We start from the raw sequence: 22,955 nt of genomic DNA on the forward strand, positions 1-22,955 counted from the left end.
CTACCCATTGGGCGCGACCGCAGACGTAGGTGAACGGACGAACCACGGTACCGCCGGTCACATTCCGCCGTTCTTCCGTCGCCCTCCGAAAGAAGCCGCCGCATTCCCGCCACCCTCACTCCTCACTCAGAGTCATTGTCCCCTTGGCTATTCACTCAGTACATGTAGTGAGTGCATAATGGGCGCCATGAGCACCCGCCACATCCTGTTGGGGCTGCTCGCCGGGGGGCCCAGCCATGGCTATGACCTCAAGCGACGGCATGACGAACGCTTCCCGCAGGCCCGGCCGCTGGCCTACGGGCAGGTCTACACGACCCTGCAGCGCCTGGTGCGCGACGGGCTGGCGGAGGTCGACGGCACCGACGCGGACGGCGGCCCGGAGCGGACGAAGTACCGGACGACCGGCGACGGGGAGCGTGAACTCGCCGACTGGGTACGGCAGATCAGCGCGCCCGCGCCGCACGTCGTCAACGAGATCTTCGCCAAGGTCGTCGTCGCGATCCTGGCCGGCGGGGACCCTGCCGCGTATCTGCTGGACCAGCGCGCCGCGCACATGGCGCGGATGCGGGAGCTGACGGCGGTGAAGACCGCGCCGGGCTCGGACCTCTCGACCGTGCTCTCGGCGGACTACGCCCTCAACCACCTCGACGCCGACCTCCGTTGGATGACCACCACGGTGGGCCGGCTCACCACACTGACCGCGGAGGTCGACACGGCATGACCATCACCAACGGGGAAACGTCAGGCGGGGACACCGCACCACCACTGCTCGCGGCCCGCCGCCTGTCCAAGACGCACGGCAGGACGCCCGCCCTGCGCGGCGCCTCGGTCGAGTTGCGGGCCGGCGAGATCCTGGCCGTCACGGGGGCCAGCGGCAGCGGGAAGTCGACGCTGCTGCACTGTCTGGCGGGGATCGTCCGGCCGGACATGGGCACCATCGAGTACGCCGGGGAGCGGCTCGACACACTGCCCGAACGGCGGCTGAGCGAGCTGCGGCGCACCGAGTTCGGGGTCGTCTTCCAGTTCGGGCAGCTGATTCCGGAGCTGACCGTCCTCGACAACGTGGCGCTGCCGCTGCTGCTCGCCGGGACCACGCGGGGAGCGGCGCACGAGCGGGCGGGCGAGTGGCTGGAGCGGTTCGGGGTCCTCGGGCAGCAGACGCTGCGGCCGGGCGAGCTGAGCGGCGGCCAGGCACAGCGCGTCTCGCTGGCCCGCGCCCTGGTCACCGGCCCGAAGGTGGTCTTCGCGGACGAGCCGACCGGCGCGCTGGACTCCCTCGCGGGCGAGCAGGTGATGGTGGCGCTGACGCACACGGCCCGTGAGTCCGGCACGGCGGTCCTGCTGATCACGCACGACGCCCAGGTGGCGGCGTACGCGGACCGCGAGCTCAGGCTGAGCGACGGCGCCGTGGTCACCGACGGGGCCGAGACCTCGGCGGAGGTGGCCTCGTGACATCGGCATCCGACGAGGTTTCCCGTAGGAGCCGTAAGGGCTCCCTGTGGGCCGATGTGCGGCTCGCCTGGCTGCTCACCCGGGGTTCCGACCGGCGGGAGTGGTGGCGGGTCGCGCTCACGGCGGTCGGGGCGGCGCTCGCCACCGGGTTCGCGCTGGCCGCCGTATCCATCGCCTCGATACGCGGGTTCCACTCCGTGGCCCTCGGCAACGGGCTGCTGGACCGGCCCGGGGAACGCTCCGGCATCGTCCTGACCCTCGTGCTGCTGCTCGTGCCGGTGCTCGGGTTCCTCGGGCAGTGCGCGCGGGTCGGGGCCGTGCACCGGGACCGGCGGCTGGCCGCGCTGCGGCTTGCGGGGGCCTGCGCGGCGCAGGTGCGGCGGATCGCGGCGCTGGAGACGGGGCTCGCCTGTCTGCTCGGCACGGCGCTCGCCACCGTGCCCTGCGTGCTGTTCCTGCGGGGCGAGTGGCGGCAGCCGCCGGCCCTCGTCTGGTTCGGGATGGCGCTGGTCGCGGCGGCCGTGCCGGTGCTGGGCGCGCTGGTGAGCGTACTGGCGCTGCGCCGCGTGGTCGCCTCGCCGCTGGGCCGGGTACGCCGGGTGCCCCCGCGCGAGGGGCGTGGTCCGGGGATGCCGGTCCCGATGGCGGCCCTGGGTCTGCTGTTCGTGGGGCTGCTGCTGGCGCCGGGCACGTTCGGCGGGTACGAGACCGCCCCGGTGCTGGTGTTCACCGTGGTGATCGGCACCGGGGTGGGCGCCCTGTGGCTGACCGGCGCCACCGCCCGGCGCACGGGGCGGATCCTGGCGGCCCGTACCGCCGATCCGGCGACGCTGATCGCGGCGGAGCGGCTGCGCGACGACCCGTGGGCCGCCGCCCGCACCCATGCGGCGGTACTGCTGGTGACCATCGTGGGCACCGGGTTCGTCGGCATCCGGGAGGTGCTGCTGACCTCGCTCCGCGACCGCGGCGAGCACATGCTGGCCGCGCCCATGTCCTTCTACACGACCGGCGTCGACCTGACCGGCGCCCCTGTCCTGGTCGCCCTGGTGATCACGCTCTGCGGGCTCGGTGTGGGCACCGCCGAGTCGGTGGCCAACCGCCGCCGGGGCCTGGCCGCGCAGACCGCCGCCGGAGTGCCGCGCGCGGTGCTCGGCCGGGCGTTGCTCCTGGAGACGGCCCTGCCGCTGGCGCCGGCGATGCTGCTGGCGGGTGCCGGGGGCCTGCTGATCGGCACCGTGTTCGCGGGAATCGCCCACGACGGCAGTCGCTCGGTGCCGTACACGGCGCTGCTGGTCCCACCGGCGGTGTACGTGTGCTGTCTGCTCGCCGCGGCCACATCACTGCCGTTGCTGCGCCGTTCGGTGCATCCGGCGGAGCTCAGATACGTGTGAGCGGCCGGGCATGAGCCGGGCATGAGTGATCCGGCCCCCGGGGAACGGGGGTTCCCGGGGGCCGGATCGCATCCGTACCGCACAGACAACTCGTACAGGTGTTCGGGTACTGCATATTCAGACCGTATTCAAGCCGTATTCAGGTATATGAAAGCCCGGACGTCAGGCTGAGATGCCGTCGATCCGGGCCATCGCGTCGTCCGCGCCGTACGGCTGCAGGTACGGCAGCCAGCGCGGGTCCCTGTGTCCGGTGCCGATGATGCGCCAGGCGAGACCGGTGGGCGGGGCGGGTTTGTGGCGCAGTCGCCAGCCGATCTCGAAGAGATGTCGGTCGGCCTTGGTGTGGTTGCAGCGACGGCATGACGCCACCACGTTGTCCCAGCGGTGCTGACCGCCACGGGACTTCGGGATGACGTGGTCGACGCTGGTCGCGGCGGCGCCGCAGTACATGCACCGGCCGCCGTCGCGGGCGAACAGCGCCCTACGGGTCAGTGGAACGGGCCCCCTGTAAGGGACCCGTACGAACCTCTTCAGCCGGACCACGCTGGGTGCGGGGACAGTAACGGTCGCGCTGTGCATGAAGGCGCCCGACTCCTCCAGGGAGACAGCCTTGTTCTCCAGGACGAGGACGAGCGCGCGGCGGAGCGGTACGACGCCGAGTGGCTCGTACGACGCGTTGAGTACCAGGACATGCGGCACGGATGCCTCCTTGGGCGTCGGCGGCACGTGGCTCGCGCCGGGACGATCTGTAGTCAGTCTCCCCTCTCGCCCGGCGGCTGCGCCACCACGTCCCGGTAACGGGCTGGGAGTGTTTTCGACCACACCTTGCGTTCACGACCCGGGACCACACCCTCTTCATCCCCAGGTGAGCACGGTCTCTCCCCCGAACATGGCGCCGATCCGCTCACGTTGCCCCGTTAGTGTGGTGGATCTGCCCTCCGGTGACCTTTCCGTGACCTGAATGACGGGCTCGACGACGAGCCGACCGACGTAACCATCCGTACCGGGGGCAGGCCGCTCTGGAGGTACCCCCGTGTCATTGCCCGCCGTCCTACTGGCCGCCGGTTCGTCGCCGTCACCGACTCCCACGGAGTCACCGACCGCGTTGGTCCCGTCGCTCCAGGACGCCCAGGAGAGCGCGACGAACGCCGCCAGCTGGGTCGAGCAGAACTGGTCCACCTGGCTGGCGATCGGCCTCAAGGTCCTGCTGATCATGGTGATCGCGGTAGCGCTGAGAGTGGCGGTCCGGCGGGCGATCACCAAGCTGATAGAGCGCATGAACCGCACGGTCCAGGTGGCCGACGGCCCGGCCGGCGGCACGGCGTTGGGCAGCCTGCTGGTCAATGTCGAGCGCCGCCGTCAGCGCTCCCAGGCGATCGGTTCCGTGCTGCGCTCGGTGGCGAGCTTCATCATCCTGGGCACCGCCGCCCTGATGGTCCTCTCCGCCTTCCAGATCAACCTGGCCCCGCTGCTGGCCTCCGCCGGTGTCGCGGGCGTGGCGATCGGTTTCGGCGCCCGCAACCTGGTGACGGACTTCCTCTCCGGCGTGTTCATGATCCTGGAGGACCAGTACGGCGTCGGCGACACGATCGACGCGGGGGTCGCGTCGGGCGAGGTGATCGAGGTCGGCCTGCGCGTGACGAAGCTGCGCGGCGACCAGGGCGAGATCTGGTACGTCCGGAACGGCGAGGTCAAGCGCATCGGCAACCTCTCCCAGGGCTGGGCGACAGCCGGCGTCGACGTGACCGTCCGCACGGACGAGGACCTCGACCGGCTGAAGGCGACGCTCGCCGAGGTCACCGAGAAGATGAGCCGGGAAGAGCCCTGGAACGAGCTGCTGTGGGGCCCGATCGAGAGTCTGGGCCTGGACAGCGTCCTCCTGGACTCGATGGTGATCCGGCTCACGGCGAAGACGATGCCGGGCAAGTCCCTGACGGTGGAACGCGAACTGCGCTGGCGCGTCAAGCGGGCCCTGGACGCGGTGGGCATCCGCATCGTCGGCGGCACCACGGTCATCCCGGAGGAGGAGCCCCTGGACCCGACGGCAGCGGTCGCGGCCCCCTCGGTGTACTCCAACACCGGCTCCCCCCAGGCGGAGGCGGCCTCCCCGATCACACCGGCGCGGTCCGTCCGGTAGGCGCTACGAGACCCACGGCAGCCTGTACTGGAGAGGCGGCGTCCCCGATTCGGGGGCGCCGCCTTTTCTCATTGCCCTCTCATTGCCCCTTGACATCCCCCTTGGTCCGGTTCTATCTTCTCGCCATCCGATAGGAAACCTTCCTAACAGTCATCACCCTTGTGAAAAGCTGGGCACGGAAAGGCAGGTGCAGTCACCCATGGCAGGAACCGCAGGCACGCCCGGCACCCCCAGCGTCCTGCGCGCCATGAACGACCGGGCCGCCCTGGACCTGCTCCTGGAGCACGGCCCCCTGTCCCGCACCCGGATCGGCAAGCTCACCGGTCTCTCCAAGCCGACCGCCTCACAGCTCCTCGCCCGCCTGGAAGCGGCGGGGCTGGTACTGGCGACCGGCACCACCGAGGGCCGCCCCGGCCCCAACGCCCAGCTGTACGAGGTCAACCCGACCGCCGCGTACGCCGCCGGGCTCGACGTCACCCCCGAACGCGTCCTCGCCTCGGTCGCCGACATCACCGGCCGGACCGTGGGCGCGTTCGAACTGCCCACCCCCGGCAAACGCCCCGCCAGGCCCGTCGTCCAACAGGTCACCGACGCCCTGGACGGTGCCGTCAAGGCGGCCGGGCTGGCCCGGTCCGACCTCCGGCGGCTCGTCATCGGAACGCCGGGCGCCTTCGACCCCGGCACCGGCCGGCTGCGCTACGCCGCACACCTCCCGGGCTGGCACTCCCCGGCCCTCCTCGACGAACTCGCCGCCGCGCTGCCGATGCCGGTGGAGTACGAGAACGACGTGAACCTCGTCGCCATCGCCGAACAACGGCTCGGCGCGGCCAGAGGGCACGACGACTTCGTACTGCTCTGGAACGAGGGCGGACTCGGTGCCGCGCTCGTCCTCGGCGGCCGACTGCACCGCGGCTGGACCGGCGGCGCCGGCGAGGTCGGCTTCCTGCCCGTGCCGGGCACACCCCTCGTCCGGCAGGTCAGCAGGGCCGGCAGCGGCGGCTACCAGGAGCTGGCCGGTTCACAGGTCATCCCCCGGCTCGCCCGTGAGCTGGGCATCAGCCCCGTCCCGAACGGCCCGTACGCCGAGGTCGCCGCCGCCGTCGTCGCCCAGGCCGCCGACATCAACGCGGGCCCGCACAGGCGGCTCCTCGAAACGTACGCGACCGGCCTGGCCACCGGTCTGGCCTCGCTCGTCTCCGTCCTCGACCCCGAACTCGTCGTCCTCAGCGGCGCCTCCCTCACCGCGGGCGGCGAACCCCTGCGCGCTCTGGTCCAGGCCGAGCTGGAGGAACTGGCCGCGGCCCGGCCCCGGCTGGTCGTGGGCGACGTACGCGAACACCCCGTGCTGCGGGGCGCGTTGGAGAGCGCCCTCGCGGCAACCCGCGACGAGGTATTCGACACCTCCCGCTGAGCGCCCCCCTCTTCCTGATTCACCTCTCACCCTCACGCCTCACCCCTCACCAGTCCCGTGCCCTGCTTCGCCCTTCCCTGGGAGACCTCACCATGCCCGGAATATCAAGAAAAGTCGCCGCCGCACTCGCCGTTTCCGCCTCGACGGCCCTCCTCGCCACGGCCTGTACGGGCCAGTCCTCATCGGACAGCCAGGACGACGCCTCCAAGGACACGACCATCACCTTCTGGCACGCCTGGAGCGCGCCGAACGAAGTGGCGGGCGTGAAGGCGCTGATCGCCGGCTTCGAGAAGGCCCACCCCAACATCCACGTGAACGTCGTCGGCAACATGACCGACGACAAGTTGAACCAGGCGCTGCGCGCGGGCGGCAGCAAGGCACCCGACGTGATCTCCTCGTTCACCACCAACGGTGTCGGCAAGTTCTGCTCGTCGGGCGCGCTGGTCGACCTCAACCCGCTCTTCGAGAAGGCGGGCATCGACCCGGCGACGACCTTCCCCAAGGCAATGAGCGAGTACACCCAGTACGACGGCAACCGCTGCGCCGTCCCGCTGCTCGGCGACGCCTACGGCCTCTACTACAACAAGACCGCCTTCAAGGCGGCCGGGATCGCGGACCCGCCGAAGACCTGGTCCGAGTTCGAGGCCGACGCCAAGAAGCTGACCATCAGCAAGGGCGACACCTACTCCCAGCTCGGCTTCATGCCGAACTACCACGGCTGGGAGACGACCACCGAGCACTACATGGGCCAGTTCGGGCCGACGTACTTCGACGCGTCCGGCAAGTCGACGGTCGCCACCGACCCTGCCGTCGCCGACGCCTTCGCCGTGCAGAAGAAGCTGGTCGACGACCTCGGCGGCTTCAAGAAACTGGAGAAGTTCCGCTCCGGCCTCGGTGACGAGTGGGGCCCCAAGCACCCCTTCCAGACCGGCCAGGTGGCCATGCAGCTGGACGGCGAGTGGCGTCTGGGCATGGCCCTGGACGCGAAGCCCGACTTCGAGATCGGCGTCGCCCCGCTGCCCGTGCCCGACGACCAGGCCGACCAGTACGGCAAGGGCTACATCACCGGCACCATCGCGGGCATCGCCGCCACCAGCAAGAAGCAGAACGCGGCCTGGGAACTGGTGAAGTACATCACCACCGACACGGACGCGGTGGTCGGCTTCTCCAACGCGATCCACAACGTGCCCTCCACGCTCGCGGCCCTGAAGTCCCCGAAGCTGAAGTACGACCCGCGCTTCAAGACCTTCCTCGACATCGCCGCGGACCCCAACTCGACCACCTCGCCGGCCTCGATCAACGGCGGCGTCTACCTCACCACCATCCAGCAGCTCGGCTACGACTACGAGAGCGGCAAAGTCACCGACCTGCAGGCAGGCCTGAAGAAGGCGGCGGAGCAGATCGACACGGACATCGCGCAGGCGAAGTAGCCATGGCCACCACCTACACCCTGCGGGCGAAGCACCGGCGTTCGAGGCTGCGCACCCTCGCCTTCCTCTCGCCCTGGCTGATCGGTTTCGCGGTCTTCTTCGCTTACCCGATGATCTCGACGGTCTACTTCTCGTTCATGCACTACGACGGCTTCAAGCCGCCGACCTGGGTCGGGACGAAGAACTGGAAGTACGTCTTCGAGTCCTACCCCTACTTCTGGCCCGCCCTGCGCAACACGCTCTGGCTGGTCGTGATCATGGTGAGCCTCCGCGTCCTGTTCGGACTCGGGATCGGCCTGCTCATCACAAAGATCAAGACGGGTACGGGCGTCTTCCGCACCCTCTTCTACCTGCCCTACCTGGCCCCGCCGGTCGCCGCGACCATGGCGTTCGCGTTCCTCCTCAACCCCGGTACGGGACCGGTCAACTCCATCCTGGAGAAGATCGGCATCCCGGCCCCGGGCTGGTTCAACGACCCCAGCTGGTCCAAGCCGGCCCTCACGCTGATGTTCCTGTGGGGCATCGGCGACCTGATGGTCATCTTCATGGCCGCGCTGCTCGACGTACCGAAGGAGCAGTACGAGGCGGCGCAGCTGGACGGCGCGTCGGCGTGGCAGCGGTTCCGGTTCGTCACCCTGCCCAACATCTCGCCGATCATCATGTTCGCGGTCGTCACCGGCGTGATCGCGGCGATGCAGTGCTACACCCAGCCACTCATCGCCGGAAAGGTCGCCTCGGGTGTGATCCAGGGCGCGGGCACGTCGTTCGAGCCCGGCTACCCCGAGCACTCCACGCTCACCCTCCCCCAACTCGTCTACAACCTCGGCTTCCAGCGCTTCGACTACGGCTCCGCCTGTGTCGTCGCCCTGGTGCTGTTCGCCCTGTCGATGGCGTTCACCGCGCTGCTGATGCGGCGCCGGGGCGGTCTCATCCAGGCAGGTGACTGACATGGCCCAGGACACAGTTCAGGACACGGCTCAACTACTTGAACGGCCCGTGGAGTTGAAGGCCCCCGCCTCACCTGCCGAGCGCACGGCCCGCCGCAAGGCGTTCCTGGAATGGATCGCGGTCCACTCCCTCGGCGTCGCGGCGGCCCTCTTCTTCACCCTGCCCTTCGTGTTCGTGTTCCTGACCTCCCTGATGAGCGACTCGCAGGCACTCGGCCGGGACCTGATCCCGCACACCTGGGAATGGTCCAACTACCGCAAGGTGTTCGACACCCCGGGCTTCCTGACCTGGTGGAAGAACACGCTGATCTACGCCGGCCTCGGCACCGCCTTGACCGTCGTCTCCTCCGTGCCCGTGGCATACGCGCTCGCCAAGTTCCGCTTCCGGGGCCGGAATCTGACACTCATGCTGGTGATCTCGATGATGATGCTGCCTCCCCAGGTGGTCGTCATCCCGATGTACCTGTTCTGGGCGAAGCAACTGGACCTGTCCGGCACGCTGTGGCCGATGATCATCCCGCTGGCGTTCGGCGACGCGTTCTCGATCTTCCTGCTGCGCCAGTTCCTGATGACCATCCCGGGCGAGTACGTGGACGCGGCCAAGGTGGACGGCTGCGGTGATCTGCGCACCCTGCTGAGGGTCGTCCTGCCGATGGCGAAGCCCGGCATCGCCGCCATCGCCCTCTTCCAGTTCTTCAACGCCTGGAACGACTACTTCGGGCCCCAGATCTACGCCTCCGAGAACCCGGGCGCGTGGACCCTGTCCTACGGCCTGGAGTCCTTCAAGGGCGCCCACCACACCGACTGGAACCTCACCATGGCCGCGACCGTGCTGGTCCTGGCCCCCGTACTCCTCGTGTTCTTCTTCGCCCAGAAGGCGTTCGTCGAAGGCGTCACTCTCACCGGCGTAAAGGGTTGATCCACACATGAAACTCACTGTGGTCGGCGGCGGTTCGACCTACACGCCCGAACTCATCGACGGTTTCGCGCGGTTGCGGGACACCCTGCCCATAGAGGAGCTGGTGCTGGTCGACCCGGCCGCCGAACGGCTGGAGCTGGTCGGCGGGCTCGCCCGGCGGATCTTCGCCAAGCAGGGGCATCCCGGGCGGATCGTCACGACCGACGACCTGGACAAGGGTGTCGAGGGCGCCGACGCCGTCCTGCTCCAACTGCGCGTCGGTGGCCAGGCGGCACGGCAGCAGGACGAGACCTGGCCGCTGGAGTGCGGCTGCGTCGGCCAGGAGACCACCGGCGCGGGCGGCCTCGCCAAGGCGCTGCGCACGGTGCCGGTGGTCCTGGACATCGCCGAGCGGGTCCGCCGCACCAACCCCGACGCCTGGATCATCGACTTCACCAACCCGGTGGGCATCGTCACCCGCGCCCTGCTGGAGGCCGGCCACAGGACGGTGGGCCTGTGCAACGTGGCGATCGGCTTCCAGCGGAGGTTCGCCGCCCTGCTGGGGGTGACCCCGGCCGACATCCACCTGGAACACGTGGGCCTCAACCACCTCACCTGGGAGACGGGCGTCCGCCTGGGCGGCCCCGAGGGCGAGGACGTCCTGCCCCGGCTGCTCGCCGAACACGGCGACGCCATCGCCGCCGACCTCCGCCTTCCGCGTCCCGTCCTGGACAGCCTGGAGACGGTCCCCTCCTACTACCTGCGCTACTACTACGCCCACGACAACGTCGTACGGGAACTGCGCACCAAGCCCTCCCGGGCGGCCGAGGTGGCGGCGATGGAGGAGGAACTGCTGCGGATGTACGGCGATCCGGCCCTGGCCGAGAAACCGGCACTGCTGGCCAAGCGCGGGGGCGCCTTCTACTCGGAGGCGGCGGTGGATCTGGCCGCGTCGCTGCTGGGCGGGGGCGGCAGTCCCTACCAGGTGGTGAACACGTACAACAAGGGCACGCTGCCGTTCCTGCCGGACGACGCGGTCATCGAGACGCAGGCCGCGGTGGGCCGCCAGGGGGCGACGCCCCTGGCCGTCCCGGCTGTCGACCCGCTGTACGCGGGGCTGATCGCCAACGTCACCGCCTACGAGGAACTGGCCCTGGAGGCCGCTCTGCACGGCGGGCGGAACCGGGTCTTCCGGGCTCTGCTCGCGCATCCGCTCGTCGGCCAGTACGACTACGCGGACACCCTCACCGACACTCTGATCGCGCACAACCGGGAGCATCTCGCGTGGGCATGACCGCACACGTCCTCGCCATCGACGCGGGCAACAGCAAGACCGACGTGGCGGTGGTCGCGGCCGACGGGGAGGTGCTGGCCACCGCGCGGGGCGGGGGTTTCCGGCCGCCGGCCGACGGGCTGGACACCGCGGTCTCCGGGCTGGCCGACGCCGTCGCCGAGGCGTTCACCGCCGCCGGGGTCTCGTCCGTCGACCGGGTCTCGGCATGTCTGGCGAACGCCGACTTCCCCGTGGAGGAACGGCAGTTCGCCGCCGCGCTGCACGCACGCGCGTGGGGCGCGAGTGTCGACGTACGCAACGACACCTTCGCGATCCTGCGGGCCGGTATCACCGAGCCGCGCGGGGTCGCCGTCGTCTGCGGCGCCGGCATCAACTGCGTGGGGATGACCCCGGACGGCCGCACGGCGCGGTTTCCCGCGCTGGGGCGGGTCTCCGGCGACTGGGGCGGCGGCTGGGGTCTGGCGGAGGAGGCCATGTGGCATGCGGCGCGGGCGGAGGACGGGCGGGGCGGTCCGACAGCCCTGGTGTCCACCCTGCCCGCCCACTTCGGGCTGACCTCCATGTACGCGCTGATCGAGGCCCTTCATCTGGGGGGCGTCGACAACGCCCGGCGCCACGAGCTGACGCCGGTGCTGTTCGCCACGGCGGCGGACGGTGATCCGGTGGCGTGCGCGCTGGTGGACCGGCTGGCCGACGAGGTGGTGGCCATGGCCGCGGTCGCGCTGGGCCGCCTCGGTCTCCTCGAGGAGGAGACCCCGGTTCTGCTGGGCGGGGGTGTCCTCGCGGCCCAGCACCCGCGGTTGACGGACCGCGTCACGGAGCTGCTGGCCGCGCGGGCGCCCAAGGCCTTCGCCCGGGTGGTGACGGCACGGCCCGTGCTGGGGGCGGCGCTGCTCGGCCTGGATCACACGAACGCCCCGGCGGAGGTGCACGCGCGCGTACGCCACTTCTACGAGGTCTGACCTGCTTCGTACGGGAACCGAACAGATTCCTCCAGCGTATTCATGGGCAGAGGGGTGGTGCGGGGAGCGCGCATGTGTCCGAATGCATGGCAGCGCGCCCCGGCACAACACCACCCACTGCGACACAACGCCGCCGCACTGCGATCCGATCAAGATCCAGTCAAGGCCGGTGCGGATTGTCAGTGCCGGGGGCGATACTGGCGGTGACGGATGACCATGGGGGAGGTCACAGTGACATCTACGAGCAGTGCGGCACCACCGGCGCCGGGCTCGCCCGACCCGTCGGGTGTGCCCGGCACGTCCGCCGCCCCGGGCCTGCCCGGCATCCCCTCGCAGCCGGGCAGGGGTCCCGCTCCCGAGGTCCCCCCGCCCCCGCGCCGCACCGCCTTCGCCGAGGGCGTCGACCAGTTGCGGGCCGCCGCGACCACCGAACCGGGGCGGCTGCGGATCATCGGCGCCCTGCTCGCCGTGCTCGTCGTCGCGTTCGGTGCCGTCACCGCGTGGCAGATGACCGACCGTTCGTCCGCCGCGGACGACGTGCTGAACAACAGCCAGCCCCTCAGCTCGGCCGCCGCGGACATCTACAGCTCCCTCGCGGACGCCAACACCGCCGCCTCCAGCGGCTTCCTGGCCGGCGGTGACGAGACGGCGGCCTCCCGCGAGCGCTATCAGACGGACATCCGCAACGCCGCGGACAAGCTCTCCGCCGCCGCGACCAACTCCGAGCCGGACTCCCCGTCGGCGGCCATCGTCGCCGAGCTCAACAAGCTGCTGCCGGAGTACGCGGGCTACATCGAGCGGGCCCGTGCCAACAACCGGCTGGGCTTCCCGGTCGGCGGCTCGTACCTGCGGCTGGCCAACGAGACGATGCAGAAGCAGATACTCCCCGAGGCGGAGAAGCTCTACGCCAGGGAGAACCAGCGGCTGGACTCCGACTACGCGGACGCGACCTCGTATCCGTGGGCGGCGATCGGCCTCGGCGTCGCCGTGCTCGGCGCCCTCGTCTGGGCCCAGCGACGCAACTACCGGCGTACGAACCGGGTGCTGAACCACGGTCTGGTGGCGGCGACGGCCACCGCGACGATCGTCCTGCTGTGGCTGGCCGCCGGGCAGACTTTCGCCCGCTCGGGGCTGGGCGACTCCTACGACCACGGCATCCGCTCGCTGAACGTGCTGCACGACGCCCGGATCGCCTCCCTCAAGGCGCGCGGCAACGAGAACCTGACGCTGGTGGCGCGCGGTGCGGAGACGGTCGAGTTGAAGGACGGCTCGGTCGTCGACGCGTACGACAACGACTTCGAGGTCGAGATGAGCGCGCTCGGCAAGGGCCTGGCCGAGGCCGAGCGCCTCGCCGACGACACTGCGGGCAAGAAGCCGGTCACCTCGGCCGTCGGCGGCATGGAGGAGTGGAAGAAGCGCCACGACGTGGCGCAGGCGGAGTACGAGTCGGGTGACTTCCAGCAGGCACTCGCCGGCGTCATAGGGGAAAAGAAGGACAAGCCGACCGGCGAGTGCTTCGACAGCGTCGACAAGGCGCTGAAGACGGCGATCGGACATGAGCAGACGGAGTTCCAGCAGTCGGCCAGGGACGGCCGGGACGCGTTGATCGGCCTCCCGCTGGGCGCCGCGGCTCTCGCGGTGCTGGGCGCTGCGGGAGCGGTGCTCGGCATCGGGCGCAGGCTGTCGGAGTACCGCTGATGCGGTCCGAAGAGGTAAGAACAGTACGGACGCGGTTCGAAGCAGCACAAGGGAGTGCGGCGGCAAGGGAGTTCGGGCGATGAGAGGGGGCAGGACGATGAACGCACAGCGGCTTCCGCGGAGTCCGCGCACCGGTCTCCAGGTCCTGCGGGCCGGTCTCCGGGCTCTGCGGGCCGGACTGCGGGGCTGGGGCGGTGTGGGAGCGATGGCGGCCGTCTGCGCCCTCGCGGTGGCCTTCGCGCTGCTGCTCCCGCTGACCCAGTCGTCCGGCGACGGCGGTACGGAGACGGGTGGTCAGGGCGTCGCCGAGGCCATCCAGGCGAAGGCCGCGGCGGATTGCAAGGACGCGCAGGACCAGAGCCCGCAGCCGGGCGACCTGGACGGGAAGACGATCGAGACGATCAAGGCCCGCGATCGGCTGATCGTCGGCGTCGACCAGAACAGCTACCGCTGGGGCTACCGCGACCCGAACGGAGGCAAGGACGCGTCGCTGGAGGGCTTCGACATCGACCTGGTCCACCGGATCGCGAAGGACATCCTCGGCGACGAGAACAAGGTCCAGTTCAAGGCCATCCCCACCAACCAGCGCATCCCGGCGATCAAGGACGGCCGCGTCGACATGATCGTCCGCACGATGACGATCACCTGTAAGCGTCTGGAGGACGTGGCGTTCTCCGCCCCGTACTTCCTCACCGGCCAGCAGGTCCTGGCGCCCAAGGAATCCTCGATCAAGGGGTACGACAAGACGCTCGCCGGCAAGCGGATCTGCTCGGCGGACGGCTCCACGGCGCTCGACCAGTTGCAGACGGACCAGGCCGCGAAGAAGGCCGGGGTCGCCACCGCCGACATCAAGACGGTCGTCCCCAGCCAGCTCGACTGTCTCGTCCGGCTCCAACTCGGCCAGGTGGACGCCGTGGTGACCGACGGGGCGCTCGCCGCGAGCCAGGCGGCACAGGACCCGACGGTGGCGCTGAAGGGCAACACGTTCACCAAGGACTACTACGGCGTCGCGGTGCAGAAGGGTGCAGGCGACCTTGCGGCCCGGGTCAATCTCATACTGAAGCAGTACATCGACGACGGCGGCTGGCAGGCGTCGTACGACAAGTGGCTGTCGCCGACACTCGGCAGCAGATCGCAGTCGGCGAACCCGCCGGTGCCCCTCTACAAGAAGTGACGTTCACCGACCGACCAGCGAGCCGAACGAACGAGCCAACCACACGAGTAGTCGAGGTGATCGATGGGCGTCACGGGAGCCACCGGGCCGGTGATGGACCGGGACGAGGTGGACCGTGCGCTGGCGCGGCTCGGCGCGGAGCACGAGGCGATCGAGACCTCGCTCCTCGCCCTCCAGGACCACGCGGGCCGCAGACTCCTCGAAGGCGCCGAGCTCACCGGCACGACCAAGGAGCGCTGGGCGTCCGCCGACGCGTCGATCACGCTGCTGTGGGCGTACTTCGACGCGTACTCGGACACGTATCGCTCCGCCCGTGACATCCGTTCGCGCCGCCGCTGGTCCAGCCGCGAGGACCTGGTGGAGCTGACGGAGCTGCTGCGCGGCGAGTGCGTCACGGTCGCGGGCAGCGCGACGGCGACGGCCAACGCGCCCACCCTGCACGGCACCGGGAAGCTCAGCCATCAGTACTCGCTGGCCGCCCTGGTGGAGCGGATGAACGAGCTGTACGCGACCTCGCTGGACATGGTCGTCACCTCCGACGCGGTCTGGTCGGCCCTGCCCGCGCGGATAGACCTACTGTCCGCCGAGCTGCAGCGCACCCGCCAGCTGGCGCACTCCGTGGGCGTACGCCCCGGCGAGCACCCGGCGGGCGACGACCTGGAGCGCATCACGCGCACCCTGACCGCCCTGCGCGAGCGGGTGATCTCCGACCCGCTGGCGTTCTGGCTGCCCGCGCAGGGCAGTTCGGCGCCCGGCGGCGGCCGTCCGGACACCACGGTGTACGACCGTGAGGCGCGCGCCCTGGAGGACGTACGCCGGGAGATCGACGCCGTGCTGACGGTCCGCCAGGACTCGGAGGCGCGGCTCATGAAGCTGCGCGACCTGCTGTCCCGCGCGGACCGCACCCTCGCCGAGGCGCGCAGCGCGCGCGGTGAGGTGCTGGCGAAGATCGCCGCGTCGGAGGTGCCCGCCGTCAGTGGCCCGCCCACGGCATTGCAGGAGCAGCTGTCGATGGCCGCCGACTACCGCAGACACGCCCAGTGGCACCGTCTCTCACCGCTCCTGGAGTCGCTGGAGGCGAAGGCGGAGGACGAACTGATGCGTGCCCGCGAGTCGTTGACGGCGGTCACTCAGCCGCTGGCGGTCCGCGCGGAGTTGCGCGGCCGGCTCGACGCGTACCGGGCGAAGGTCGCCCGGCACGGCCTCGCGGAGGACCCGCTGCTGATCGAGCGGTACGACGCGGCGCGCCGCATGCTGTGGAGCGCGCCCTGTGACCTGCGGGTCGCGGAGCAGGCCGTGCTGCGCTACCAGCAGGCCGCCGCCGAGTACTTCGGCGGCCCGCGGGTGCCCGGCCAGGCCGGACCCAGTGACCGGAGGGGGGACTACTGATGACCGGAACCGAACAGCAGAAGTGCCAGCGGCCCGACTGCGAGGGCTCTTACGAGGACATGGGCGGCGGCGAGCTGTACTGCGACATGTGCGGCCTCGCGCCGGTCGTGTCGGCCGGGGGCATGGCCGGTTCGTCGTCGGCCTCGGCGAGTTCCCGCGCGTCCGCCCCTTCCGCCCGCACCTCCCGCACGTCCCGTTCCTCGCAGTCCCGCCGCTCGGTCTCCGGCCGCCTGTCGCGGTCCATGTCGGGGAAGGCGACGGGCCGTTCGGTGTCGGTGCGCAGCTCGGGTTCGAGCGCCGGGTCCACCGGGCGCGGCCGGCTCGGCGCGGGCCTGGTCGAGGTGCCGGGGGTGCCGCGGCCCGACCCGCGCGCGATGGTGCTGGACAACCCGGAGGTGCCCGAGCGCAAGCGGTTCTGCTCGCGCTCCGACTGCGGGGCGCCGGTGGGACGGGCGCGCGGCGAGGGCCGACCGGGGCGTACCGAGGGGTTCTGCACCAAGTGCGGGCACCCGTACTCGTTCGTGCCGAAGCTGCAGACCGGTGACATCGTGCGCGGCCAGTACGAGGTGGTGGGCTGTCTGGCGCACGGCGGCCTCGGCTGGGTCTACCTCGCCGTGGACCGGGCCGTGTCCGACCGGTGGGTGGTCCTCAAGGGCCTGCTGGACACCGGGGACCAGGACGCGATGGCAGCCGCGATCTCCGAGCGGCGCTTCCTCGCGGAGATCGAGCACGCCAACATCGTGCGGATCTACAACTTCGTCGAGCACCTCGACCAGCGCACGGGCTCCCTCGACGGCTACATCGTCATGGAGTACGTCGGCGGCAAGTCGCTCAAGGAGATCGCCAACGACCGCCGCACCCCGGCCGGCAAGCGGGACCCGCTGCCGGTGGAACAGGCGTGCGCGTACGGCATCGAGGCGCTCGAAGCCCTCGGTCATCTGCACAGCCGCAACCTGCTCTACTGCGACTTCAAGGTCGACAACGCGATCCAGACCGAGGACCAGCTGAAGGTCATCGACATGGGCGCGGTCCGCAGAATGGACGACGACGAGTCGGCCATCTACGGCACGGTCGGCTACCAGGCGCCGGAGGTCGCGGAGGTCGGCCCGTCGGTGGCGTCCGACCTGTACACGGTCGCGCGCACGCTCGCCGTCATGACGTTCGACTTCCAGGGCTACACGAACGTGTTCGTGGACTCCCTGCCGGACCCCGACCACATCGAGGTCTTCCGCCAGTACGAGTCGTTCTACCGGCTCCTGGTCCGCGCCACCGACCCCGACCCGGCCCGCCGGTTCGCGTCCGCACAGGAGATGTCCGAGCAGCTGACGGGCGTACTGCGCGAGGTCGTGTCGCTCCAGACGGGGCGGGCCAGGCCCGCGCTGTCGACGCTGTTCGGGCCCGAGGTGAAGGTCACGGACTCGGAGTTGTTCGGCGTGCTGGACGGGGAGGTGTCGAGGCTGGGGGCTCGTGTGGCGGCGCCCCGGAAGAAGTCCGCGTCGCCGGCCGTTCCCGCCATCAGCGGTGCCACCAGGGCGCTCACCGGCGCCCCTCGTCTCGTCAAGGCCATCGACGCCGGCGTGGCCGCGCTCGCGCTGCCCGTGCCCCGCGTCGACCCGACCGACCCCAACGCGGGCTTCCTGGCGGGGCTGTTGGCGTCGGCGGCCGGGGAGCTGATCGCCGCTCTCGCGGTGGTGCCGGCGCAGTCGACGGAGACCCGGCTGCGGGAGGTGCGGGCCCGGCTGGAGAACGGGGACGCCGCGACCGCCCTGGAGTCGCTGGTCAGGCTGGAGGAGGAGCGGCCCGACGACTGGCGGGTGGTCTGGTACCGGGGCGTGGCAGCGCTGGTGACGGGCGATCACGAGGGCGCCGCGCTGTCGTTCGACGCGGTCTACGACGCCTTCCCGGGCGAGAGTCCGCCCAAGCTGGCCCTCGGGCTGTGCGCCGAGGTCCTCGGGCAGCTCGACAACGCCGCCGAGTACTACCGGCTGGTGTGGACGACCGACCCGAGCTATGTGAGCGCCGCGTTCGGCCTGGCCCGCGTCCAGTTGGCGGCGGGCGACCGCCGTAGCGCCGTAACGACGCTGGAGTCGGTTCCGGGAGCCTCGATCCACTACACGGCGGCCCGCGTGGCCGCCGTACGGGCGCGGCTGCGGCAGCGGACGGCAGTGGCCGCCGACGCGCCGTTCCTGGACGATCTGATCGCGTCCGCCGTGCAGGTGGAGGCTCTCGGCGGATACGGTCTGGACGCGGTCCGGCGGGAGCAGCTGTCGACGGAAGTCCTCGGCTGCGCGCTGGACTGGATACTCTCCCATGGCCAGAGTTCTGCCCCTCCTGCCGTCGGGGGGCGGGTGCTGCTCGGCAGCGACCTGGACGAGCGTGGTCTGCGCTTCGGGCTGGAACGCTCGTACCGGACGCTGGCCCGGCTCGCACAGGGCGGCGAGGAGAGGATCGACCTGGTGGAACGCGCCAACCGTTACCGCCCCCGGACGTGGGTGTAGTTGATGTCCCAGATGCCCCAGCCACCCCGGCCGACGGCCCTGTCCCGGTGCCCGAGCTGCGAGGAGCCGGTCGAATCGGGCGACCGGTTCTGCGGCGCGTGCGGGTACGACCTGTCGGCCGTGCCCCCGCGCCCCGGAGACTCCCCGACGCTCACCCTGAGCGGCGCCCTCGCGTCCGCGCCGCACCCGCCTTCGGAGGCCGCTTCCGTGGACTGGCCCCACGCTCCCGAGACCAGCAGCTCCGGCAAGCCGGCGCCCGTACACCTGGCCACCGACCTCCCGGGCACCGACTCGGGCGGGACCGTGCTCCCGCCGGTGCCCGGCCGCCCCCCGGTGCCCGGACCGCCGCCCACGGGCTCGCCGGTCTCCCCGGCAACAGGCGTACGGTTCGACCGGCCCGCCGGCGGTGAGCCCGACGAGTACCCGCTCCAGGCGCCCGCCCCGCGCCCGGCTGAGACCTCGACGCCCCCGGCCGGCACCAAGGTGTGCGTGGCCTGCCGGGCGGGCCGTGTCGACAACGACGGCTACTGCGAGAACTGCGGGCACGCCCAGCCGCGCGAGCGCGACCACATGGAGGACGAGGTCGGCCCGCTCGCCGCGGTCACCGACCGGGGCCTGCGTCACCACCGCAACGAGGACGCGTACGCGATCTCCCACACCACGCTGCCCGACCGCGCGCCCGCGCTGGTCGCGATCGTCTGCGACGGCGTCTCCTCGGCGACCCGCCCCGACGAGGCCTCCCTCGCCGCGTCCCGGGCGGCCGGCGACTCGCTGATGGCGGCCCTGCCCCAGGGCACCCACCCGCAGCAGGCGATGCACGACGCGATCATCGCCGCCTCGCACGCCGTGAACGCCCTGGCGGACGAGCCCGGTGGGGCCCGCGAGCACACCCCGCACCACAACTCGCCGGCCTGCACCCTGGTGGGCTCCATCGTCACCCCGACGCTGCTGGTCGTCGGCTGGGTCGGCGACAGCCGCGTCTACTGGGTCCCGCTGGACCGCTCCACCGCCCCGGCCCGGCTCACCGAGGACGACTCGTGGGCCGCGCAGATGGTCGCCGCGGGCCTGATGAACGAGGCGGAGGCGTACGCCGACGAGCGCGCCCACGCCATCACGGGCTGGCTCGGCGCGGACGCGTACGAACTGGAGCCGCACACCGCTTCCTTCAAGCCGGACCGGCCGGGTGTGGTCGTGGTGTGCACGGACGGGCTGTGGAACTACGCGGAGGCCGCGGACGAACTGGCCGAGGTTCTCCCGCGGGACGCCGCCTCGCGCCCGCTGCACGCCGCCCAGGTCCTGGTCGGCCACGCCCTGGACGGCGGGGGCCACGACAACGTAACAGTGGCCGTCGTGCCGTTCCCCGCCCCGTCGCAGGGGGCAGGATCCGCCTGAGGGCACTGACACGGGGGTGTCCGCGCAAGGACCGGAGGGGACTGGTCCGCATACAGTCACTGCTCCACGGACGTGGGGTTTTCGAGGGGGAGCGAAGCACGCATGGCCAATTTCTCGAAGTCGAACGTGCCGCAGTTCTCGGTCGACGTGTACCAGAACGAGTACCTGCCCGACGGCGGCCGTGAGGTGAGCGCGATCGTGACGGTCACCGCGACCGGCGGCGGCACGGTCGGTACAGGTGTCTCGGCACCCCACATCTACTCACCGGGCCGAGGTCCGGACGCGGCAGTGGCGATCATGGTCGACTGCTCCGGCTCGATGGACTACCCGCCGACCAAGATGCGGGGCGCCCGGGAGGCGACGGCCGCCGCGATCGACGCCGTGCGCGACGGAGTGCACTTCACGGTGATCGGCGGCACACACGTCGCCAAGGAGGTCTATCCGGGCGGCGGGCGGCTCGCGGTCGCCGACGCCACCACCCGTGAGCAGGCCAAGCAGGCGCTGCGCCGGCTGAGCGCGGGCGGCGGCACGGCCATCGGCACCTGGCTGCGCCTGGCCGACCGGCTGCTGTCCTCGTCCGAGATCGCCATCCGGCACGGCATCCTGCTCACCGACGGCCGCAACGAGCACGAGTCGCCGGAGGACCTGAAGGCCGCCCTGGACTCCTGCGCCGGCCGCTTCACCTGCGACGCGCGGGGCGTGGGCACCGACTGGGAGGTCAAGGAGGTCACCGCCATCGCCTCCGCACTGCTGGGGACCGCCGACATCGTCGCCGACCCGGCCGGCCTCGCCGCCGACTTCACACAGATGATGGAGACGGCCATGGGCAAGGAGGTCGCGGACGTCGCCCTGCGGCTGTGGACCCCGGTCGGCACGGAGATCAAGTTCGTCAAGCAAGTGGCGCCCACCGTCGCGGAACTGACCGACCGTCGCACGCAGGCGGGCCCGCGCGCCGGTGACTACCCCACCGGTTCCTGGGGGGACGAGTCGCGCGACTACCACGTGTGCGTCGAGGTGCCCTCCGCCGGCCTGGGCCAGGAGATGCTGGCCGCCCGTGTCTCCCTGGTGATCCCGCAGCCCGACGGCAGCGCCCAGAACCTCGGCGCACAGGGCCTCGTACGAGCTGTGTGGACCGACGACATGGCGGCCTCGACGTCGATCAACCCACAGGTCGCGCACTACACGGGCCAGGCCGAACTGGCACAAGTCATCCAGCAGGGTCTGGATGCCCGCAAAGCGGGTGATGTCGACGGTGCGACGGCCAAGCTGGGACGAGCCGTTCAGCTCGCCAGCGCCTCCGGAAACGCGGATACTGCGAAACTGCTTGCGAAGGTGGTGGACGTGGTCGACGCCGCGGCAGGTACTGTGCGACTGAAGGCGAAGGTCGAAGAGGCCGACGAGATGACGCTCGAGACACGGTCCACAAAGACTGTTCGTGTAAAGAAGTAGATACACAAAACGTAGCGAAGAGGAGAGGGGGAAGCGCCGACATGCCGACCTGCCCGAACGGACACCAGTCGGGTTCCGACGACTGGTGCGAGGTCTGCGGTCACCGCATGGCCGGTGCCGTGCCCCCGCCGCCACCTCCGGCGCCCGGTTACGCCTATCCGCCGCCGGGTTCCGCCACCGGCGCGCCCTGCAGCCGCTCGCACCTGTCCGCCGTGCCGGACGCCGAGCAGGAGCTGTGCCCGCAGTGCCGCACCCCGCGTGAGGGGGGCGCTCCGTTCTGCGAGGAGTGCCGGTGGAACTTCCTGACGAACACGGCGACCTCGTACACCCCGGCCGCCCCGCGCCCCCAGACGCCGGGACCTGGCCAGGGCCAGGGATACGGCCAGGGGTACGGAGCGGGTCCCGGTGACCCAGGCCCCGGCCAGCGGTTCCCGTCTCCGCCGCCCGGCCCGTCCTACGGCGGTGGCGGTGACGGGTACGACTACCAGAGCTCGCGCCCGTCGCAGATCAACCGCCCCGCCGAACCGATCCCGCCCTTCGGCAGCGACCCGTCGCGCCCGGTCCCCCCGCCGCCGGGTCCCACCCCAGGCGCACCCGGTGGCCCAGGCGGTCCCGGTGGTCCCGGTGGTACGTCCGCCGGCGGCCCGCAGGGTTACCCGCCCAGCGGACCCGGCGGATCGCAGGGATACCCGCCGTCCGGTCTCCCCGCCACGTCCGGCGGACCCCAGGGGTACTCGCCGCCAGGTGGCCCTGGAGGGCCCGGTGGCGCACCGCAGGCGTTCCAGCCGTCCGGTCCCGGTCAGTCCTCCCCGCCCGCGTTCCCGCAGGAGACGGGCCGGCGCGGTGGCCCGCAGTCCGCTCCCGGCGGCTTCGGCGGCGGTGACGACGACTGGGTGATCTCCCCGCCGTCCGGCGGCCCGGGCGGACCGCCGTCCCCGCAGCAGGGCGGCGGCTACGGCTACCCACAGCCCGGCATGACCCAGGCCCCGCCCGCACACGGCGGTGGCTACGGCCAGCAGCAGCCGCTGACCTGGTCCGCGACGATCGGCCCGGACCGCCAGTACTTCATGGCGATGATGCAGCGCTCCGGCCCCGAGGCGGCGGGCCTGAACCTGCCCGCGTACTCGCCGGAGCAGCAGCGCCCGCTCACCGGCAACCAGATCACGATCGGCCGCCGCCGGCACTCCACGGGCGAGTCCCCGGACATCGACCTGGCGGTGCCGCCGGAGGACCCGGGCGTCTCGCACCAGCACGCCGTGCTGGTCCAGCAGCCCGACGGCAGCTGGGCGGTCGTCGACCAGAACTCGACGAACGGCACGACGGTCAACAACTCCGAGGAGCCCATCCAGCCCTTCGTCCCCGTACCGCTGCAGGACGGCGACCGGGTGCACGTGGGCGCGTGGACGACGATCACGATCCGCCGGGGATAGACC

18 protein-coding genes are annotated in these 22,955 nt (G+C 71.2%); 17 read left to right on the plus strand and 1 reads right to left on the minus strand.

Going from position 1 to position 22,955, the window contains the following annotated elements:
* Window positions 1-187: 187 nt before the first annotated feature.
* Genes G3I71_RS33960 through G3I71_RS33970 form a run of 3 tightly spaced genes read left to right on the plus strand, consistent with a single transcriptional unit; the run spans window position 188 to window position 2,843 of the window.
* Window positions 188-721 carry a PadR family transcriptional regulator gene (locus tag G3I71_RS33960; protein ID WP_164320746.1) on the plus strand — a complete coding sequence of 178 codons (534 nt, stop codon included), beginning with the start codon at window positions 188-190 and terminating at the stop codon, window positions 719-721.
* A complete protein-coding gene (locus G3I71_RS33965; RefSeq protein ID WP_164320748.1) occupies window positions 718-1,452 on the plus strand; it encodes an ABC transporter ATP-binding protein in 735 nt (244 codons plus the stop codon). The genes G3I71_RS33960 and G3I71_RS33965 overlap by 4 nt, the downstream gene beginning before the upstream one ends.
* Window positions 1,449-2,843, plus strand: coding sequence for an ABC transporter permease (locus G3I71_RS33970; protein ID WP_343243145.1), 1,395 nt, complete (start codon window positions 1,449-1,451; stop codon window positions 2,841-2,843). The genes G3I71_RS33965 and G3I71_RS33970 overlap by 4 nt, the downstream gene beginning before the upstream one ends.
* A 162-nt stretch (window positions 2,844-3,005) precedes the next feature.
* Here G3I71_RS33970 and G3I71_RS33975 read toward each other — a convergent pair whose 3' ends face one another.
* Window positions 3,006-3,542, minus strand: coding sequence for an HNH endonuclease (locus G3I71_RS33975; protein ID WP_164320750.1), 537 nt, complete (start codon window positions 3,540-3,542; stop codon window positions 3,006-3,008).
* A 334-nt stretch (window positions 3,543-3,876) separates the two neighbouring features.
* Here G3I71_RS33975 and G3I71_RS33980 point away from each other — a divergent pair, with 334 nt between their 5' ends.
* The 14 genes from G3I71_RS33980 to G3I71_RS34045 all read left to right on the plus strand — a co-directional run bounded on the left by G3I71_RS33980 (window position 3,877) and on the right by G3I71_RS34045 (window position 22,952).
* Window positions 3,877-4,980: a mechanosensitive ion channel family protein gene (locus G3I71_RS33980; protein WP_164320752.1), complete on the plus strand. Its 1,104-nt coding sequence runs from the start codon at window positions 3,877-3,879 to the stop codon at window positions 4,978-4,980.
* Window positions 4,981-5,179: 199 nt separating this feature from the next.
* Window positions 5,180-6,391: an ROK family transcriptional regulator gene (locus G3I71_RS33985; RefSeq protein ID WP_164320754.1), complete on the plus strand. Its 1,212-nt coding sequence runs from the start codon at window positions 5,180-5,182 to the stop codon at window positions 6,389-6,391.
* 92 nt (window positions 6,392-6,483) lie between these two features.
* Window positions 6,484-7,821, plus strand: a complete 1,338-nt coding sequence (locus tag G3I71_RS33990) for an ABC transporter substrate-binding protein (RefSeq protein WP_164320755.1) — start codon at window positions 6,484-6,486, stop codon at window positions 7,819-7,821.
* Between the two features lie 2 nt (window positions 7,822-7,823).
* Window positions 7,824-8,768 carry a carbohydrate ABC transporter permease gene (locus G3I71_RS33995; RefSeq protein ID WP_164320757.1) on the plus strand — a complete coding sequence of 315 codons (945 nt, stop codon included), beginning with the start codon at window positions 7,824-7,826 and terminating at the stop codon, window positions 8,766-8,768.
* 1 nt (window position 8,769) lies between these two features.
* On the plus strand, window positions 8,770-9,687 hold the full coding sequence (locus G3I71_RS34000) for a carbohydrate ABC transporter permease (RefSeq protein ID WP_164320759.1): 918 nt from the start codon (window positions 8,770-8,772) through the stop codon (window positions 9,685-9,687).
* 7 nt (window positions 9,688-9,694) lie between these two features.
* The gene (locus G3I71_RS34005) at window positions 9,695-10,960 is read left to right on the plus strand and encodes a 6-phospho-beta-glucosidase (protein ID WP_164320761.1); all 1,266 of its coding nucleotides are present in this window, start codon (window positions 9,695-9,697) and stop codon (window positions 10,958-10,960) included.
* Window positions 10,951-11,922, plus strand: a complete 972-nt coding sequence (locus G3I71_RS34010) for a BadF/BadG/BcrA/BcrD ATPase family protein (protein WP_164320763.1) — start codon at window positions 10,951-10,953, stop codon at window positions 11,920-11,922. The genes G3I71_RS34005 and G3I71_RS34010 overlap by 10 nt, the downstream gene beginning before the upstream one ends.
* A 231-nt stretch (window positions 11,923-12,153) precedes the next feature.
* Window positions 12,154-13,620, plus strand: coding sequence for a hypothetical protein (locus G3I71_RS34015; RefSeq protein WP_343243146.1), 1,467 nt, complete (start codon window positions 12,154-12,156; stop codon window positions 13,618-13,620).
* A 97-nt stretch (window positions 13,621-13,717) separates the two neighbouring features.
* The gene (locus tag G3I71_RS34020) at window positions 13,718-14,794 is read left to right on the plus strand and encodes a glutamate ABC transporter substrate-binding protein (RefSeq protein WP_239149505.1); all 1,077 of its coding nucleotides are present in this window, start codon (window positions 13,718-13,720) and stop codon (window positions 14,792-14,794) included.
* Between the two features lie 63 nt (window positions 14,795-14,857).
* Window positions 14,858-16,183 (plus strand): hypothetical protein, encoded by a 1,326-nt coding sequence (locus G3I71_RS34025; protein WP_203732074.1) that lies wholly within the window; start codon window positions 14,858-14,860, stop codon window positions 16,181-16,183.
* Entirely contained in the window at window positions 16,183-18,681 is a 2,499-nt protein-coding gene (locus G3I71_RS34030) for a serine/threonine-protein kinase (RefSeq protein WP_164320767.1), read from the plus strand. Before G3I71_RS34025 ends, G3I71_RS34030 begins: the two co-directional genes overlap by 1 nt.
* Window positions 18,682-20,073 carry a PP2C family serine/threonine-protein phosphatase gene (locus G3I71_RS34035; protein WP_164320769.1) on the plus strand — a complete coding sequence of 464 codons (1,392 nt, stop codon included), beginning with the start codon at window positions 18,682-18,684 and terminating at the stop codon, window positions 20,071-20,073.
* A gap of 102 nt (window positions 20,074-20,175) precedes the next feature.
* Window positions 20,176-21,522: a VWA domain-containing protein gene (locus G3I71_RS34040; protein WP_164320771.1), complete on the plus strand. Its 1,347-nt coding sequence runs from the start codon at window positions 20,176-20,178 to the stop codon at window positions 21,520-21,522.
* A 41-nt stretch (window positions 21,523-21,563) separates the two neighbouring features.
* Entirely contained in the window at window positions 21,564-22,952 is a 1,389-nt protein-coding gene (locus tag G3I71_RS34045) for an FHA domain-containing protein (protein WP_164320773.1), read from the plus strand.
* The last annotated feature ends 3 nt before the right edge of the window (window positions 22,953-22,955 follow it).

This window comes from Streptomyces sp. SID12501 (genome assembly GCF_010550245.1).
Lineage (GTDB): Bacteria > Actinomycetota > Actinomycetes > Streptomycetales > Streptomycetaceae > Streptomyces.